Source organism: Streptomyces sp. T12 (assembly GCF_028736035.1).
Classification (GTDB): Bacteria; Actinomycetota; Actinomycetes; order Streptomycetales; family Streptomycetaceae; genus Streptomyces.
This window is the reverse complement of the sequence record NZ_CP117866.1, coordinates 5,478,512-5,494,039: the sequence shown is the minus strand read 5'-3', so window position 1 is coordinate 5,494,039 and position 15,528 is coordinate 5,478,512. Positions and strand designations below refer to the sequence as shown.

Genomic DNA, 15,528 nt, shown 5'->3' with positions numbered 1-15,528 from the left:
GCCTGCCCGGCCCTGGCTACGCCGCAAGATCCCGGACCGCGTCGCCACCGAGCCGAGCCCCGTCACCCGGACGGCTCGGCGCGCTGGTGGTCGTACTCCCGGGGTGGTGCCTTAAGAACACGCACCCGATCTTGAGCGCACGCCTGACCCCAGCCCAGGAGGCCCGCGATGCCCCGTCCCCCGGCCCGCGCCGTCGTCGCCTCGACGCTCTCGGCGGCCACCCTGCTGACCACCGCCTCCGCCTGCTCCCTCGCCGGGCCGGACAGGGCGGTCCCGGCCGCCCCCGCCGCGGTCTCCCCCGCGGCCACCGCCACCGGGCCCCCGACCCCCGCGGCCGCCCCGACCCTCACCGAAGCGCAGGCCCGGGCCGCCCTCATCACCGAGGCCGATCTCGGGGAACCCTGGGTCCCCACCCGGGGCGTCGCCACCTGGCGGGACGCCATGCTCAAGGCGAGCGCCGAGTCGGCCGAGTGCCGGCGGCTGCTCGACGCCCTGTACGCGGAGGAGCTGTTCGGGCCCGACGCCCGTACGCGCGCGTCGGTCGGCCTCGACGACGAGTACGACGAGGCCCAGCTGCGCTACCAGGTCGTGGCCCATCGGCCGGCGGAGGTGGACCGGACGCTGGAGTGGCTCGGCAGCCTGCCGCGCACATGCGGGCAGTTCATGGCCAGGACCACGCGCGGCGGGCTGATGACCGTGGAGGTCGGCGAGGCTCAGATGCCGGAGGTCGGCGATGCCCGGCGGGGGCTGCACATCGTCCTCAGCGGCGTCTCCGAAGACGAAGACGAGGGTGAGGGCGAGAGCGAGGGTGAGAGCGAGGGCGAGGCCGCGCCCACGCTCACCCTCCACGTCGCCGCCATCCGCGTCGGCGACGACGCCATCACCGTCACCAACGGCGGCCTCGGCGACGTACCGGGCGACGCCACCTTGGCCGCCGTCGAACTCGGCGCCCAGCGCCTGGCGGAGGTCAGGAAACGGGGCCGGGTGGAGGTCTGACCCCTGCGCTAGACCATGCGCTCGACAGCGTCCTTCGCCTCCTTCAAGCCCGCCCCCGTGATCTCCCGATAGACCTTGATCGCCTGGATCTTCTTGTCGTTGCGCAGGAGCGCGAGGACCTCGTCCATCCGTGGGTCGTCCGCGCGAAGCCCCAAGTGGTCAAGGATCAGGTCGAGTTTGTGCTCGACCCGGGCAACTCGCTGATCCGTCCGGGAAATCCTGCTCTGGATGGTGAGGATGCCCGCGAACGCGGCCAGCACGAAGAAGAGACCCACTATGTCCATGGGCGACGATCCTAGGCGGGCCCGCAGGGCCTACTCCCGGTCGAACCGCACCCGGTGTTCCACCACGTCCCGTGCCACGTCCAGTGCCGTACTCCCGCCCGCGAACGCGTGGGCCCGCAGCCGTGCCAGTGCCTCGTCCGTGCCGACGCCCAGCTGGGCCATGATCATGCCGGTGGCCTGGTAGACCTGGTCGTGGTCGGCGGCCAGGCCGCTCAGCCACCGTTCGCCGTCCTGGTCGCCCGCGTCCTGGGCGCGCGGCAGCGCCATCAGCGCCACCGTCATCATCCCGGCCACCAGCCGCGCCGTCCGCAGATCCCGGTCGGTGAGGTCGCCCGGGGTGTCCCGGTAGAGGTCGAGCGTGCCCACGCACACCGTGTCGTTGCCGAGCGGCATCGAGTACACCGCCCGCACCCCGGCGGCCGTGGCCTGCTGGGCGAAGACCGGCCAGCGCAGGACGTCTTCCCCGGCCGTCAGATCGCAGGCCAGCACGGGCGTCCCGCTCTGTGCGGCGCACTGGCAGGGGCCGTCGCCCAAGGTCGCCTGGATCTCGGTCACATACGCGGCCTGCGGACTGCTCGCGCCCAGCTGGACGGGCATGCCGTCACTGTGCAGCGACACACTCGCGCCGGTCACGGGCAGCAGCTCTACGGCTACGTCGCACAGCCGCGCCGGGATCTCGCCGGGTCCGGCACCGCGTACGCCGTCGGCGATCGCGTCCGCGGCACCCGTCCGCTCCCGTCCCCGCTCATCACGATGACCGTCTTCGGGCCGCACAGCAGCCTCCTCATGAGAGCGGCCTGCTTGGTCCAGGGCCCTCGGGTAGCCGTTCCACCGCTCGCCCGGACGCCGCCCGACTACCCGTGGCACGCCCCGCGAAACGCCGTCGGCCGCCGCGCGACGACCGCTGCTACCGCTTTTCGTACGGGTTCGCCGGCTGCGCGATCCGCCGCACCGACGCCGTGTCCAGGAGGGGCGGCCATGCCTCGTCCGTGCCGAGCGCGCCCTTGGGGTGCCAGGTGCCGGTGACGGTGACCCAGGCGTCGACGGGCGGAGCGTCCGCGCCCCGGATCTCGACCTTGCTGGTGGTGGCGTCGGCGGCGCAGCAGGCGACGAGGAGGCGGGTGACGTACCAGGTGCCGTCGTCGTCGCGGGTGACGAAGCCGGTCAGCCGGACCGTGCGGCCGGCCAGCGACCGTCCGCTGTCGTAGATCGCCCGGGAACCGAACTCCGCCACCGTCAGCTCCACCGGGTCCCCGCCCGCCAGCGCGGGGAAGGCCCCGACCCCTTGCGCGGCCCGCTGCGCCGTCTCGCGTTCGGCGCTGTAGGAGCCGAGCGCGGGGGGCGGGAAGAGGAGGAGGGCGAGGGCGGGGAGGGTGAGGAGCCAGGCGACGCGGGGGCTATGGTGGCCGCCGTGCTGATCGTGGGCGTGGGAATCGTCGCCGGACTTGTCGTGCTCGCCGTGCTCGCGTTGCTGATCGCGGCCGGTGTGTTCGCCGTGCTCTGTGTGCTGGCCCTGCTCGGCGTGCGGTTCCTGTTCCGGTCGCCCGACGAGCGCCACGGCCACCGCAAGCAGCACCAGCAGGAACCCGGACACGACCAGGTACGGCCGTAGTCCCGCCTGCACGTACCGCAGGTACAGCTCGCTGAAGAGTGAGATCCGCAGGATCGCCGCGCCCGTCAGGAGCAGCAGCACCGCCGGCCCGTAGCGCCTCACAGCAGCCACCACCCCACCAGCGCGCTGCTCGCCACGGCCACCACCCACGTCACGGACGAGAACCGCAGGGCGAAGGACCGCCCGAAGGTGCCCGCCTGGAGGGCGAACAGCTTCAGGTCCACCATCGGGCCGACCACCATGAACGCCAGCCGCGCGGTCGGCGAGAAGCCGCTCAGGGAGGCGGCGACGAACGCGTCCGCCTCGCTGCACACGCACAGGACGACCGCGAGGAGTGCCAGCAGCAGCACCGACAGCCAGGGCGAGCCGGTGAAGAGGTCCAGTACGGATCGGGGCACGACGATGTTGAAGGTCGCCGCGGCTGCCGCGCCGAGGACGAGGAAGCCGCCCGCGTGCAGGAAGTCGTGCTGGAGCCCGGCGGTGAAGGCGCGCAGGCCGGTGGCGGTGGGGTCGGTGTGCCGTTCGGGTGGGCGCAGCCACTCCTCGCGGCCGAACCGGGCCCACAACCAGCCCATCACCACGGCCGTGGCCAGCGAGGCGACGAGCCGGGCGAGGACCATCTCCGGCTGACCGGGGAAGGCGACGGACGTGGCGACGAGTACGACCGGGTTGATCGCCGGTGCGGAGAGAAGGAACGCGAGGGCGGCCGCGGGGGCGACGCCGCGCCGCATCAGGCTCCCGGCCACCGGCACGGACGCGCACTCGCATCCCGGCAGGACGACGCCGGCCGCCCCGGCGACGGGGACGGCGAGCGCCTGGTTGCGGGGCAGGAGCCGGCTGAAGACCTGCTCCGGTACGAAGGCCCCGATCGCCGCCGAGACGACCGTGCCGAGCAGCAGGAACGGCACGCCCTGCACCGCGATCGCCGTGAAGACGGTCCACCAGGCGGCGACGGGCGGGGTGTAGAGGTCGAGCGCGAGCATCGGCCCGAGGACCGAGGCGACCGTGGCGATGGCGATGAGCGCGGCGCCGCCGAGCACGGCGTACACGAACGCGCGCACGCCGAGGCGCATCCCGTCGACCACGGTCCGCTGGTTCTGCACGCGCCTGTCCCCACCTGTTCGAACCCGTCCGAATGCCCCCGCGCAGGCTAACCGGTGGGACCTGTGCGCGGCCTTGGGTTCCCCACACAGCGGGCTGTGCCTCGCAGGGGCCTTGCTCACAGAGGGGGCTGTGCGGGGGCGGGTCCGAGGGTGGTGGTGCCGGGAGCCGTACGGTGTCCCAGCCCCGTCCGGTACGCGTCCAGGACCGCCTCCACCCGTCCCGTGCGGCGCAGCAGGTCGCCGAGCAGCCGGCACAGGTCGGCCAGGTCGCCGGCCGCGCCCGCCCGCTCCAGCAGGCTGAGCGCCCGGACGTAGTGCTCCTCGGCGGTCTCGGTGTCGCGGGCGTCCTCGGCGATGATGCCGAGGAGGCGGTGGGCGGCGGCGGCGTGCAGGGCGCCGCGTTCGGGACTGAGGTCGCTGAGCACGTCGTGGAGGAGGGCGGCGGCCTCGTCGGACTTGCCGCGCCGGTGCAGTACGTCGGCGAGTTCGACGGCGACCTGGCTGGTGTAGAGGGCGGCGCGCTGAGCGGTGAGCATGGAGCGGGCCTCGCGCAGCGCCGCCTCGGCGTTCTCCAGGTCGCCGTTCTGGGCGTGGACGTAGCCGCGCATCCAGTGGCAGTTGGCGAGTTCGGTACGGATCTGGAGTTGCCGGTACAGCTCGGCGGCCTTGGCGAGGGAGGCGTCGGCCTCGGCGATGCGGCCCTCGGCGAGGAGGGTGCGGGCGACGGACCGGTGCATCCGCGCGACCAGGGCCGGGTCCGCCGCCTTTGGGGCGAGGGCGAGGGCGTACTCGGCGGCCTGGGCGGCGCGGGCGTGAACGCCCATGTCCATGTAGGGGCCGATGACGCTGGCGTAGAGCAGGAGGAGGGCATCGGGGTCGTGCAGTCCGCCCCGGTTGAGCTCGTCGAGGGTGGACTCCAACAGGTAGACGGCGTAGCGGAGTTCCCCGGCGAGGTAGTGGGAGACAGCCCTTCCACGCAGGGCGGGGACGCGGGCGGGCAGCGGGGCGTCGGCTTCGGCGAGCACCTGCTCGGCCCGCTCGAAGTGGTCCCGGGCCTCGGTCAGTTCGCCGGTGTAGAGGCCGCACTCGCCGAGTCCGAGCAGGGCGTCGGCCTCCACTTCGAGGAGCTCGTGCCGCCGTGCCTCGGCGAGCAGGGCGGCGTACTGCTCCGCGGCCGTCTCGGCCTCTCCGGCGGCGAGCGTGCGCTGCGCTCCGGTCAGGCGCAGCCGCAGATCGGTGGCGAGGTGGGCGGGGCGCCCGGTGGCGAGTTCCTCGAAGCCGACGCCGAGCCGGTCGGCGAGATGCCGCAGCGCGTCATCGGAGGGGCGTACACGGCCCGACTCCAGTGTGGAGATGTACGCGGGCGTGTAGGCCGGTTCCGCCAACTGCCGCTGGGTCAGTCCGCGTTCGACGCGCAGCTGCTGCACCCGGCGTCCGATGACCCCCGGGTCGTCACGCTCGGCCATCGCCCCAACTCCCCCAGCACCCCTTGCCGTTCGGCTTGGACCACCCCTAGGTTAAACCGTGTATTAAACGCGCTTAACACATTCCCGCTGAGAGCTGCCCGAGCTGCTGAGAGGTAGGTCGCCGTGCTCGAACCCACCAGCACCACTGAGCGTTACACCCGAGGCGTCGCCGCGGCAGTGGTGGCCGTGGTGACGCTGATCCTGGCGGCGAACGCGGGGCCGGCGAGGGCGGCGGGAGCGGGGTGCGCTCAGAACTCCGCGGTGTCCAGCTCGAACCCGAGCGGGTCGGGCAACGGCACGGTGAGGCCCAGCTTGTACTTGGCGCTCTTGGCGTAATCGTCGCTGGACGGGTCGGAGTACAGGGCGACCTCCGCCCCTTCCCGGTCGATCAGCAGGTAGACCGGGATGCCGGCGCGGGCGTAACCGTGGATCTTCTCGTGGCGGTCACGGTCGGCGGTGCTCTTGGAAGTGACCTCGGCGACGAGGAGGACGCCGGACGGGTCGTGCCACACCTCCTGGTCATCGAACGTGCCCCTCGGGGCGATCACCAGGTCCGGCTCGGCACGGCCAGTGACGGACGAGCCGGGGAGGTACAGGCCAATGCGGCCGTAGGTGCGCAGGGGAGAATCATCAGACGTCTTCCGGACGACCTGGTGGTTGACCTCTGCCAGAATTTCCTCGTGCTCCCCATTGGCCGGTGGCGTCACGCAGATCTCTCCTTCGATCAACTCCACGCGCCAGCCCCTGGGGGCCGCCGCACTGAAGAGCTCGAAGACCTGCTCCACGCTCGCGCCCTCGTAGCTGGGCACGCCACTGTCCGCGTCGCTGTCGCCGTCCGGGTCGTCGTACGGCCCCTGAATGGCCTCGCCCTGATACCCCGGCATGATGATCGGCTCCGCCACCGCCATGACAGACCTCCTCCGCTCGACGCGACCCTCCCAGGGTAGACGCGGAGCCTGCACAGCGAATGCGGAGCCGTTCACTCGAACGAGTGTGCTGTTGCGTTTCCCCTAAGTCAGCAGTTCCAGGTCGCCCAGTACCAGACGCCCTTCAGCTCGCCGGTGCCCGGGAGGAAGACCGGGGTCAGGACGTCGACGCCCGGAAGGCCGCCGTTGCCGGGGTAGTACCAGATGTAGTGGCCGTGGTTGCGACTGCCGTAGTGGACCTCCAGGTAGCCCTGGGAGTGGCGGACGTACGGCGCGAACCACCAGGCGCCCTGCTGGCCGGGCGGGATGGTCGAGGTGTGGGTCTCGGTCGCGGTGTGGGCACTGCCCACCTTCCAGGTCTCGCTCTGCGACTCGCTGGCCTTCATCCCGGCCTCGAACGTGTCGCTGAAGCCGGCGGACACCTCCACGGACGTCTGCTGCTCGAAGGCGTACTCGGTGCTAGAGGTGTTGCTGTCGGTGCGGGTGAGGGTCACGGGCTGGTTGCTGGCGCAGTTGCTGATCACGTTGGAGGCCTGACGCCGCTTGCCGAGTTCGGTCTCGGCGTTCTGCTCGTGGTACTGGCACGAATCGGCGTTGCCGTTGTTGCAGTCCCAGATCACGTCGGGCATATCGTCGCCCCAGCCGGGGGTGGTGTTGGCGCTGGCCGTGCCTGCGGAGAAGGGGATCAGCACGAGGGCGAGCGCCGACGTCAGCATCGCCGTCCGGCGACGGCCGTTCTTCAGGATCTTCATGTGGGGGTTCTCCTGTCGGATGCCTCGACCCGCTCGTCGGGCCGGGCCGCCGCCCCGGCCCAGGGGGGAGTGGGACCGGGGCAGCGACGGGTCGATCATCGAAGGGCCGGGAGTTGATCGGCCACCCTCTCCGTCAGGTCAATCAATCGGCTCTCACCAGGCGAATCAACGCCCGGCGAGTCAGTCGCCGCACAGCCTGCGGTACGGCACGTCACGCACGTACGTGCGCCACTGCGCCGGCGTCAGCTCGTGCTCTCCCGCCCGCGCGCAGACCGATTCGACCGCCCGGGCCGGGTCGATGGTGTAGCGCTGGAGAGGCACGTGCGCGCTGCCTACGTACACCGTGCCGCTGTCCGCGCCGAACGCCACCGTGTCGATCGCGTCGCCGGATGTGATCAGCGGTCCGCCGAGCGGCTGGTGGGTGGCGATGTCCCACAGCTGGAGGCTTCCCGCCTCGCCGCCCACAGCCAGCGTGCGGCCGTCGGGGCTGATGGCGAGGGCGCTGACGGCCTCGGAGGTGTCGCCAGTCAACTCCTCGTCCATGCCCTCCGGGAGCGCGGGGAAGACGTTCGGCAGGGTCCCCTCCCGCTGCCGGAGCTTCCCGTCCCACAGCGCCACCCGGCCCGCCTGGTCCCCCGCCGCGAGCCGCGAACCGTCCGCAGCGAAGGCGAGGGCGCCGATCTGATCGCCCTGGACCAGGTCACTTGGGGTGGCCTTGCCGCCGGGCAGAGCCACCGTGTGGTTGTCGCCGACCAGGAGCCCGCCGTCGGGACGGACGGCCAGGTGACTGCTGGACAGGCCGGTGAGGACGGCCGTCCGGCGGTGGCGGGCGATGTCCCAGGTCTCGTTGCTCAGCTCGCCGATGGCCGGTGTGCGGGTGAGGTGGAGCGTGCGAGCGTCCGGGCCGAGGGCGATCGTGATCACCGCCGCGGCCGACGGCTGCGCCGCCAGGTCCAGCGTCGTGCGGACCCGGCCCCGGGTGACGTCCCAGATCGTGAGGCGCTGCGGGGACGCCTCGTGACCGGGCGCCGAGACGGCGTACGCGAGCGCCTTGCCGTCGGGGGTGAAGGCCAGAAGGGGGAGAGTGTCCTTCGGGCGTACCGGCCGGGAGGGGTCGCGCGATACGGGGAGCGGCGTGGGCGGCAGTGTCCTGAGCAGTCGGCCGATGGGGGTCCCCCCGCTCATGGGGGTCCCCCCGCTCGAGCGAAGTCGAGAGTGGGGGAGAAGTCGAGAGTGGGGGAGGGTGTCGCGCAGCTCGAAGCGGTAGGTGTCGCCGGTGCGTCGCACGGTGGCGAGGGTGCGGCCGTCCGGGCTCAGCCACACCCTGTCCAGTGGCTCGTCCTGCCAGGCGGACGTCACGGCCGTCGCGACGTCCAGGGTGTGGACCGTGCCGGCCTCCAGATAGCGCAGTGCCGGGTGGGCGGGGTCCCAGGCCAGACCGCCGAGGTGCTGGTTGTTGAGGGAGTGCCGGAACACCGGGTTGTCGACGCCCAGCCGCCACACCCTGATCTCCTCCCCGTCGGCGGTCGCCAGGAAGTTCCCGTCCTTGCTGAAGGCGGCGTACGTCACTCCCGTGTGGGGGAGGTCGGGCAGCTGCTCCCCCGAGCGGACGTCCCAGACCTGCACGCCGCTCGGGAGCACCGCGGCGAGCCACCGTCCCCCGCCGACCACCAGCTGCAGGCGCTGCTGGTCGCAGACGTCGCCCACGCGTTCCCAGCGCCCGTGCACCGTGCGCCGGTCCGTGAGGTCCCGCACCTGCGGCGCGCCACCCCCGGGTGGGCAGACCGCGATCAGCCGGCCGTCGTCGCTCGGCACCGTGCCGTCCGACTCCGTCTCGAACAGCAGCTTCCCGTCCGCGGCCGAGTGCACCCCCACCCGGTCGTCTTCCGCACTGCCCACGGAATACGTGCTCTCGGCGAAGTCCACGAAGGACCACGCCGGCAGCCGGTCACCGACCCAGCGTCCGGCAGCCGTGTCCCACAGCCGAACCCCGTCGCCCCGGCCCTGCCCCTGGATCGCCAGCAGCCGCCCGTCCGAGCTCGCCCCGACGTCGGTGCCGGCCTCCGGCAGCCGCCCCTCGGCGATCCGCCGGTGTCGTGCCACGTCCCAGGTCCGCCAGGTGCGCCCCTCGACGCTGAGCAGGGTGCGACCGGAGTCCGTCAGACGGCGGAAGGGGCCGGCGCCCGGTGCCGGGTCGCTGAAGGTGTCCAGTTCCTGCTGGCCGAGCGAGCCCAGCAGCGCCCGCCGGGTCTCCGGCAGCTCGGACACGCGCCAGGCGGCGACGCCCAGCAGCTGTGCGGTGCGCGGGTCGGTCGTGCGCAGGCCGTCCGCGACGGCGGCGATACGGCGGGCCTCGTCGTCGATGCGGCGGCGCTCGTTGTCCCGGCTCTGGGTCCAGGCGGACAGACCGGCGACCAGCGCCACGGCGAGGACCGCCGACAGCACGCCCACCGCGGCCCGCGCCCGGCGCGTGGAGCGGGCGGCGGCCCGGCGTTCCGCCTCGCGGGCGGCCAGCGCGGCGGTGAGGAACTCGCGTTCCGGCACGGTCAGGGAGTAGTCGTGCTCATGGTCGGGGAACAGCTCCGCCGCACGGTCCAGGCGGGTGCCCCGGTACAGGGCACCGGGGTCGCGCTCGTGCTCCAGCCAGATGCGGGCGGCATCGGTCAGCGCGCGGCGGGGGCGCAGCCGCTCGCGGTCCTCCTCGATCCAGCCACGCAGCCGGGGCCAGCTGGTGATCAGCGCCTCGTGGGCGAGCTGGACGGCGTCCTCGTCGACGGTCAGCAGCCGGGCGCGGGCCAGCCGCTCCACCACCACGGGCACGTGGGGGCAGGCCACCTCCGCGCGCTCGGCCCGGGTCAGCGGGCGCCGGGTGTCCGGGGTGCCCTGGCCGGGCTCGACCATCCGCAGCAGCAGCCACCGGGCGGCATCCGCCTGGTCCGCGGTCAGCTGCCCGTACGCCTCCTCCGCGCTCGCCGCGATAGCGCCGCGCACCCCGCCCGCCGCCTGGTACGCGGCGAGGGTGAGCACCCGGCTCTTGCGTCGCCGCCAGGTCTCCAGCAGGGCGTGCGAGAGCATCGGCAGCCCGCCGGGCTCGTCGAGGACCTCCTCCACGATCCGCGCGGTCAGCTCCCGCTCCACCAGGAGCCCGACCTCCTGCGCCGGCTTGACGACCGCCTCCCGCAGCTCGTCCGCCGTCATGGGGCCGACCAGCAGTCCGGCGCCGCACAGCGTGTCCGCCAGACCGCGGTGCTCGCCACAGCGGGGGTAGAAGTCGGCCCGTACGGCGATGAGCACCCGCAGTCGGCTACCGGGGTCCCGGGCGGCGAGCAGCAGGTCGATGAACCGGGCCCGCTCCGCCCGGTCCCGGCACAGGGTGAAGACCTCCTCGAACTGGTCCACCACGACCCAGCTCTCGGGCCCGTCCGCCGCCGGGGTCAGCAGATGGCCGTATCTGGTGGCAGGCCGGTCGCCGGGAGTGAGCACCCGCAGCACCGCCGGACGCCCCTGGTCAGCGATCTCCTGCTGGAGCCGGGGTATCAGTCCGGCCCGCAGCAGCGAGGACTTCCCGCTGCCGGAGGCGCCGAACACCGCGGCGAACCGGTGCCCGCACACCAACTCGAGCAGGTCCTCCGTCAGGCGGTCCCGCCCGAAGAACAGCCCCTGGTCGGCCGGCTCGAACCGGGCGAGGCCCCGGTAGGGCGGCGCCGCGTCCTCGTCGTCCTCGCGGACCTCCCCCGCCGCCTCCGCCTCGGCGTCCTTCCAGCGCGGCTCCCACTCGTCCGGGTCGCCGCCGCAGGCCCGCACATAGCCCTGGACGACCGCGAGGGACGGCAGCCGTTCGCCGGCGGCGGCCTGGGACAGCGTTGTCGCGGAGAAGCCCGCCGTCTCGGCCATCTTCCGGTACGAGGGGTTCCCCGCGGTCCTGCGCAGCTCCCGCAGCTCGTGCGCGAGCCGCGGCACGGGACCGGCCGTCGGGTCCAGCGGTCTTTCCGGGCGCCCCATGCGCACACCTCCGTATGGCCGGCGAAAGGGACGCCGAGCGCGACGAACGTACAAGCCGCTCGGTAACGCCCGGGTTGCCCGGGGGTGACGTTGAGGCGATGCGACATGTGAGGTGCATCAATCCCCTCCGCCGATCCCCTCCGCCCACGAAATTGATTGACCTGACAAAGGGGACGGGGAAATCAACGTTCCGGTTGCGGGTCTCGGTCCGGTCGTTCACGAATCGCCGCAGGACAGGTGAGGAAAAACCTGTTGATCGAGCAGCTCGGAATTGATTGCTCCCCCGATTCGACTCGCTGGTCAACCCCTCGCGCCGGAGAGTCGGTTGCGTACCCAACCGGACAGAACGGAGCAGATACCCAACTTGAGCAGAACTGCTCAAGACGCCGGCCCGCCGGGCCCCACACGGACACGGGCACGGGCACGGTGCGCCATCCCACATCAGGAGAAGCACATGAGTACTGAGATCGCAGTCGGCAGCCCTCTGCGCGGCCGACGCAGCAGAATGACCATAGCTACCGCCGGCGCGGTACTGCTCGCACTGTGCCTGGCCCTGCTCAGCCCCCTCGGTGCCGCGAAAGCTTTCGCGATCAACGACGCGAGGGACATCCACTGGGACATCAGCCAAGGCCGGTCCGGCTACCAGCAGATGATCAACGATGTCCGCGGCCGAGTTCGTGAGCGGGCGATCTACGGAAACGGCTCGCCGGGGACGGTGTATACCACCGAGAACAACTCCGGGGACTACTTCCTCGTCAACGTATTCGACGGGTCGAACCTGCTGACCCAGCTCGTCCTGAACGCCCACAACCTGTATGTGCAGGGCTACTACAATCCCAACGACAGCACCTACCACTACACCGCGACCGCGGACCTCCGGAACGCGAACTGGCTGCCGTCTACGTCCGCGAACCCGCAGCTTGCAGTCCAACTCCCGTTCTCGGGCAACTACGCCGGCGTGACCAGGATGCCGGACGGCTCGCAGGCGCCGGGCCTGACCAACTTCTCCGGCAACAGCAAAACGAGCCCGGTGTTCGCCACCCGCTATGCCCGCGACAACGCGAACGTGCTCGCTGACACGAACCAAGCAGACAGCAACAGGGCGGGAGCGCTCCTGTGGTTCGTTGAAGCTGTCGCCGAGGGCGCCCGGTTCCCAGCCATCTCGGACCGGATCATCAACGGGTGGAACGACGACTGGGGATACAGTTTCGACTGGTCCGACGACGGCCTGACAACCAACTGGCAGGCGATCGGCGACAACTTCCAGCAGCGACTTCAAAACCAGAATGTGCAGCCGGCCGCCCCGATCGGCCGGTACAACTTCCAGACACTCGCCAACACCGCGGCCATCTACTTCCTCATGCTGTTGTACAAATCAACCACTTGACAGCCTCTGTGCTCAGCATCAGCGTTCGCGATCCGCGCACTGGACGGCTGATGCCTCGACGGAACCTTCGAGAGGGATTGATTACCCTGATCGGACGGGCTGCCGATCAACTCTCCGGCTGCCAGTCTTGGATCCGTGGCCCTCATCCCCCCGAGGGGCACACCCCGGCCGGCGACCTCTCAGCCCCCTGAACGAGTCCCGGCCAACCGAGGCGCCCGCGTTCTGCGCGGGGCCCGGGCAGACAGCCGCCGGTGGACACCCCCCGTCCACCGGCGGCTTCTGGCGTGACGCAGGCGCCGCGCGCTCGTCAGTGCCTGACGTGGCCCACGAAGGCGACGTACGCCTCCGGCGAGAGGGTGAGGGCGCCGACCTCGGGGTTCTTGGAGTCGCGGACGGCGATGTGGGGGGTGAGGTGGGCGACCTCGACGCAGCAGCCGCCGGTGTTGCCGCTGTACGAGGACTTGCGCCAGGCGGCGCCGCCGAGGGGCGCGCACTCGACGCAATCGCCCCCAGTGCTTCCGCTGTAACTGGACTTACGCCAGGGGACGTTGGTCAGATCCGGTGTGCTGCCCATAACGCTCCTCCAGTACGCCCTTGATCAGTTCCGCCGAATCCTCCATGGACAAGGCGGCTCCCTGCAAGTCAGCGTAACGAAGGGCGGCGTCGCGGATAGTGTCCGGGTTGGCGGTCATGTGGCCCGAGATCAGGTCCTCGGTGTAGATGACGTCCGGGTCGTCGTCGAAGCGGAGCAGGTTGAACGAGCCGTCCAGGCTCGCGTGTCCGCCCACCCCGAAAGGCAGCACCTGGAGGCGGATCCAGCGCTCGTCCTGGAGACCCAACAGGTGGTGGAGTTGCTTCCGCATGACCTCCGGGCCGCCGATCGGGCGGTGCAGCACCGCCTCGTCGAGCACCACCAACGTCAGGGGAGGATGCTCCCGCTTGAGGATGCGCTGGCGTTCCATGCGGGCGGCGACCAGTTCGTCGAGCTTGTCCGGCCGTCCCGTGGCCAGCACGGCACGGGCGTACTCCTCCGTCTGCAACAGCCCGTACACCAGCTGGCACTGGTACGTGGAGATGTACGTCGCCTTCGCTTCCATGTCGGCGTACGCCTGAAACCACGTCGGCAGTTGGCTCCGCAACACCAGCCCGACGAGCCGCGAAAAGCACCCGTCCGTCAGCAGCGCCGCATCCGCCCGTTCCGCGAACTCCCTGGTCGGCACCTTGTGGGCGGTCTCGATCTGGCCCACCAGGGAGCCGGTGCAGAAGATGCAGTCGCCGAGCTCCTGCTGGGACATCCCCGCCGACTCCCGGTACCGGCGGAGCTCGGAGCCGAAGTAGTCCAGCGGCGAGGCGGTGGGGTCGAGTGTGCGGATGTTGGGCATGCGGCGGTCACCCCCAGGTCAGAACGCGGCGCGGCGTTCAGTTCGGTCTGTAGCCGAGCGTAATCACACGACTCCACGCTGATGGCATGAATCACGTAACTGCCCTGCCCGAGGAAGGACTTGGCGCCCGGTACGGCACCGACTTCACCCTCGGTGAGCACTCCGCCCGGCACCTGCGCCGCATCCTGCGCCGGTATCTCGCCGCCTGGGAGATGGACGACCTTTACGACTCGGCGTCCCTCGCGCTCACGGAGCTGATCGCCAACGTCGTACGCCACTGTCCCGACCGGCGTGCCGCGGTGCTGATCCTGCGGCTGTCGGAGGGGCGGGGGCTGCGCGTCGAGGTCACTGACACGAGCCCGCGTCCGCCGTTGTCCACAGCTGTGGACGGACTCTCCGAACTCTCCGAGGACGGGCGCGGAGTGGCGATCGTCGAGGCCGTCACGGATCGGTGGGGGTGGGTTCCCCTGACCGACCGGCCCGGCAAGACCGTCTGGTTCGAGTGTGACGGCAAGGCCGCGGGACGACGTGAGGTGAACTCCGAACGGCGCGAGGGGAACGGGTGTTGACGCCGCGAGGAACATCCCCCCGAAACGCCGAGGACGATTGATCGCTCTGTTCAGAACATGCCGCCAATCAATTCGGCGCGCTCCAGTCTCGGTCTCGTCCCGCCGGACTCCCGGCAGAACGAACCACCGGAGCACCCACATGCCGAAGACAGCCAAGCCCCGCCGACGCTCCCGCCTCGCCCAGGCCGCCCTCGTCCTGGTCAGCGCCGCCGCACTGACCGTAGGCCTGACGGGCAGCGCCAGCGCCGGCGTCCTGAATCCGCTGCCCTGGAACGCGAGCACCTTCCAGAACAAGTACATGCCGCTGTTCGACTACGACGGGGACGGCTGCTTCCCCGCGGCGGCTGTGGACGCGGGCGGAAACCTCAACGGCGGTCTCAACCCCAGCGGCTCGATCACCGGCCAGTGCCGGGACGGCCACCTCGGCCGAGCCAACACGTACTCACAGTCCCTGTGCAGAAACGGCTGGTGCGCCTACGTGTACGCGCTCTACTTCGAGAAGGACCAGACGCTCAACGGCGCCGACGCCTTCGGGCACCGCCACGACTGGGAGTCCGTCGTGGTCTTCCAGAAGCAGGGCGAGGAGCGCCCCCGGTACCTGGCCGCGTCCCGGCACGGCGGCTACAGCACCCACCCGATCAACGAGGTGCCGATGGACGGCAACCACGTCAAGATCGTTTACCACAAGGACGGCGCGAGTACGCACGCCTTCCGCTTCGCCAAGTGGGGCGAGGACACGGAGGCCTGGGGGCCGGGCAACCACTGGGACACCCCGGCCCTGGTGACCATGGAGCAGATGGACAAGACGCCGCGCGACGCCCTGTGGAACTCCCAGTGGGGCAGGGCCAACTTCCCGCTGACCAACAACCTCGTCAGCAACATCAACAAGGCCCGGCCCGACGAGGTCCCCGCGTTCTGACGCGAGGTCCCCGCTTCTGACGCACGGACCGACAACGAGCCGCCCCGGCGGGACACCACCCCCTGGTCCCGCCGGGGCCTCCCTTTGGCTCTCTGTCTCTCACCCGTCTCTTACGCGCCCTCTTCGCCCG

General features: G+C 71.2%; 15 protein-coding genes. 5 read left to right on the top strand and 10 right to left on the bottom strand.

From position 1 onward, the window contains the following. Positions 1–168 precede the first annotated feature (168 nt). Entirely contained in the window at positions 169–996 is an 828-nt protein-coding gene (locus PBV52_RS24650) for a hypothetical protein (RefSeq protein WP_274241145.1), read from the top strand. Between the two features lie 8 nt (positions 997–1,004). Here the strand turns inward: PBV52_RS24650 and PBV52_RS24645 are convergent, their stop codons facing one another. The 5 genes from PBV52_RS24645 to PBV52_RS24625 all read right to left on the bottom strand — a co-directional run bounded on the left by PBV52_RS24645 (position 1,005) and on the right by PBV52_RS24625 (position 5,461). Next, the gene (locus tag PBV52_RS24645) at positions 1,005–1,280 is read right to left on the bottom strand and encodes a ribosomal protein L7/L12 (protein WP_274241144.1); all 276 of its coding nucleotides are present in this window, start codon (positions 1,278–1,280) and stop codon (positions 1,005–1,007) included. Positions 1,281–1,310: 30 nt separating this feature from the next. Beyond that, positions 1,311–2,054, bottom strand: a complete 744-nt coding sequence (locus PBV52_RS24640; RefSeq protein ID WP_274241142.1) for a GAF and ANTAR domain-containing protein — start codon at positions 2,052–2,054, stop codon at positions 1,311–1,313. A gap of 133 nt (positions 2,055–2,187) precedes the next feature. Further along, the gene (locus PBV52_RS24635) at positions 2,188–2,994 is read right to left on the bottom strand and encodes a TIGR03943 family protein (protein ID WP_274249546.1); all 807 of its coding nucleotides are present in this window, start codon (positions 2,992–2,994) and stop codon (positions 2,188–2,190) included. Then, on the bottom strand, positions 2,991–3,965 hold the full coding sequence (locus PBV52_RS24630; RefSeq protein ID WP_274249544.1) for a permease: 975 nt from the start codon (positions 3,963–3,965) through the stop codon (positions 2,991–2,993). The genes PBV52_RS24635 and PBV52_RS24630 overlap by 4 nt, the downstream gene beginning before the upstream one ends. A gap of 146 nt (positions 3,966–4,111) precedes the next feature. Further along, complete coding sequence (locus tag PBV52_RS24625; protein WP_274241141.1) at positions 4,112–5,461, bottom strand: tetratricopeptide repeat protein; 1,350 nt, start codon at positions 5,459–5,461, stop codon at positions 4,112–4,114. 123 nt (positions 5,462–5,584) lie between these two features. On the opposite strand from PBV52_RS24625, the gene PBV52_RS24620 reads away from it, so the two are divergent. Next, positions 5,585–5,797 carry a hypothetical protein gene (locus PBV52_RS24620; RefSeq protein ID WP_274241140.1) on the top strand — a complete coding sequence of 71 codons (213 nt, stop codon included), beginning with the start codon at positions 5,585–5,587 and terminating at the stop codon, positions 5,795–5,797. On the opposite strand, the gene PBV52_RS24615 is transcribed toward PBV52_RS24620, so the two are convergent. The 3 genes from PBV52_RS24615 to PBV52_RS24605 form a co-directional block, all read right to left on the bottom strand. Then, on the bottom strand, positions 5,710–6,369 hold the full coding sequence (locus PBV52_RS24615; protein ID WP_274241139.1) for a Uma2 family endonuclease: 660 nt from the start codon (positions 6,367–6,369) through the stop codon (positions 5,710–5,712). The genes PBV52_RS24620 and PBV52_RS24615 overlap by 88 nt on opposite strands. A 107-nt stretch (positions 6,370–6,476) precedes the next feature. Then, positions 6,477–7,139, bottom strand: a complete 663-nt coding sequence (locus PBV52_RS24610) for a hypothetical protein (protein WP_274241138.1) — start codon at positions 7,137–7,139, stop codon at positions 6,477–6,479. A 180-nt stretch (positions 7,140–7,319) separates the two neighbouring features. Next, complete coding sequence (locus PBV52_RS24605) at positions 7,320–11,141, bottom strand: hypothetical protein (RefSeq protein WP_274241137.1); 3,822 nt, start codon at positions 11,139–11,141, stop codon at positions 7,320–7,322. Positions 11,142–11,595: 454 nt separating this feature from the next. Between PBV52_RS24605 and PBV52_RS24600 the strand changes: the two genes are divergently transcribed. Further along, entirely contained in the window at positions 11,596–12,528 is a 933-nt protein-coding gene (locus PBV52_RS24600) for a ribosome-inactivating family protein (protein WP_274241136.1), read from the top strand. 307 nt (positions 12,529–12,835) lie between these two features. Here the strand turns inward: PBV52_RS24600 and PBV52_RS24595 are convergent, their stop codons facing one another. Together PBV52_RS24595 and PBV52_RS24590 are read right to left on the bottom strand one after the other, a co-directional pair. Then, positions 12,836–13,102, bottom strand: a complete 267-nt coding sequence (locus PBV52_RS24595) for a DUF397 domain-containing protein (RefSeq protein WP_274241135.1) — start codon at positions 13,100–13,102, stop codon at positions 12,836–12,838. Next, a complete protein-coding gene (locus PBV52_RS24590) occupies positions 13,062–13,910 on the bottom strand; it encodes a helix-turn-helix transcriptional regulator (RefSeq protein ID WP_274241134.1) in 849 nt (282 codons plus the stop codon). The genes PBV52_RS24595 and PBV52_RS24590 overlap by 41 nt, the downstream gene beginning before the upstream one ends. Positions 13,911–13,996: 86 nt before the next feature. On the opposite strand from PBV52_RS24590, the gene PBV52_RS24585 reads away from it, so the two are divergent. Further along, positions 13,997–14,479, top strand: coding sequence for an ATP-binding protein (locus PBV52_RS24585; protein ID WP_274241133.1), 483 nt, complete (start codon positions 13,997–13,999; stop codon positions 14,477–14,479). 139 nt (positions 14,480–14,618) lie between these two features. Next, positions 14,619–15,398, top strand: a complete 780-nt coding sequence (locus PBV52_RS24580; RefSeq protein ID WP_274241132.1) for an NPP1 family protein — start codon at positions 14,619–14,621, stop codon at positions 15,396–15,398. The last annotated feature ends 130 nt before the right edge of the window (positions 15,399–15,528 follow it).

Coding starts and splice junctions, on each gene's coding strand:
- PBV52_RS24585 (WP_274241133.1), top strand. CDS start 13,997: ATGAATCACGTAACTGCCCTGCCCGAGGAAGGACTTGGCGCCCGGTAC.
- PBV52_RS24630 (WP_274249544.1), bottom strand. CDS start 3,965: ATGCGCCTCGGCGTGCGCGCGTTCGTGTACGCCGTGCTCGGCGGCGCC.
- PBV52_RS24625 (WP_274241141.1), bottom strand. CDS start 5,461: ATGGCCGAGCGTGACGACCCGGGGGTCATCGGACGCCGGGTGCAGCAG.
- PBV52_RS24580 (WP_274241132.1), top strand. CDS start 14,619: ATGCCGAAGACAGCCAAGCCCCGCCGACGCTCCCGCCTCGCCCAGGCC.
- PBV52_RS24600 (WP_274241136.1), top strand. CDS start 11,596: ATGAGTACTGAGATCGCAGTCGGCAGCCCTCTGCGCGGCCGACGCAGC.
- PBV52_RS24605 (WP_274241137.1), bottom strand. CDS start 11,141: ATGGGGCGCCCGGAAAGACCGCTGGACCCGACGGCCGGTCCCGTGCCG.
- PBV52_RS24595 (WP_274241135.1), bottom strand. CDS start 13,102: ATGGGCAGCACACCGGATCTGACCAACGTCCCCTGGCGTAAGTCCAGT.
- PBV52_RS24615 (WP_274241139.1), bottom strand. CDS start 6,369: ATGGCGGTGGCGGAGCCGATCATCATGCCGGGGTATCAGGGCGAGGCC.
- PBV52_RS24610 (WP_274241138.1), bottom strand. CDS start 7,139: ATGAAGATCCTGAAGAACGGCCGTCGCCGGACGGCGATGCTGACGTCG.
- PBV52_RS24590 (WP_274241134.1), bottom strand. CDS start 13,910: ATGCCCAACATCCGCACACTCGACCCCACCGCCTCGCCGCTGGACTAC.
- PBV52_RS24645 (WP_274241144.1), bottom strand. CDS start 1,280: ATGGACATAGTGGGTCTCTTCTTCGTGCTGGCCGCGTTCGCGGGCATC.
- PBV52_RS24650 (WP_274241145.1), top strand. CDS start 169: ATGCCCCGTCCCCCGGCCCGCGCCGTCGTCGCCTCGACGCTCTCGGCG.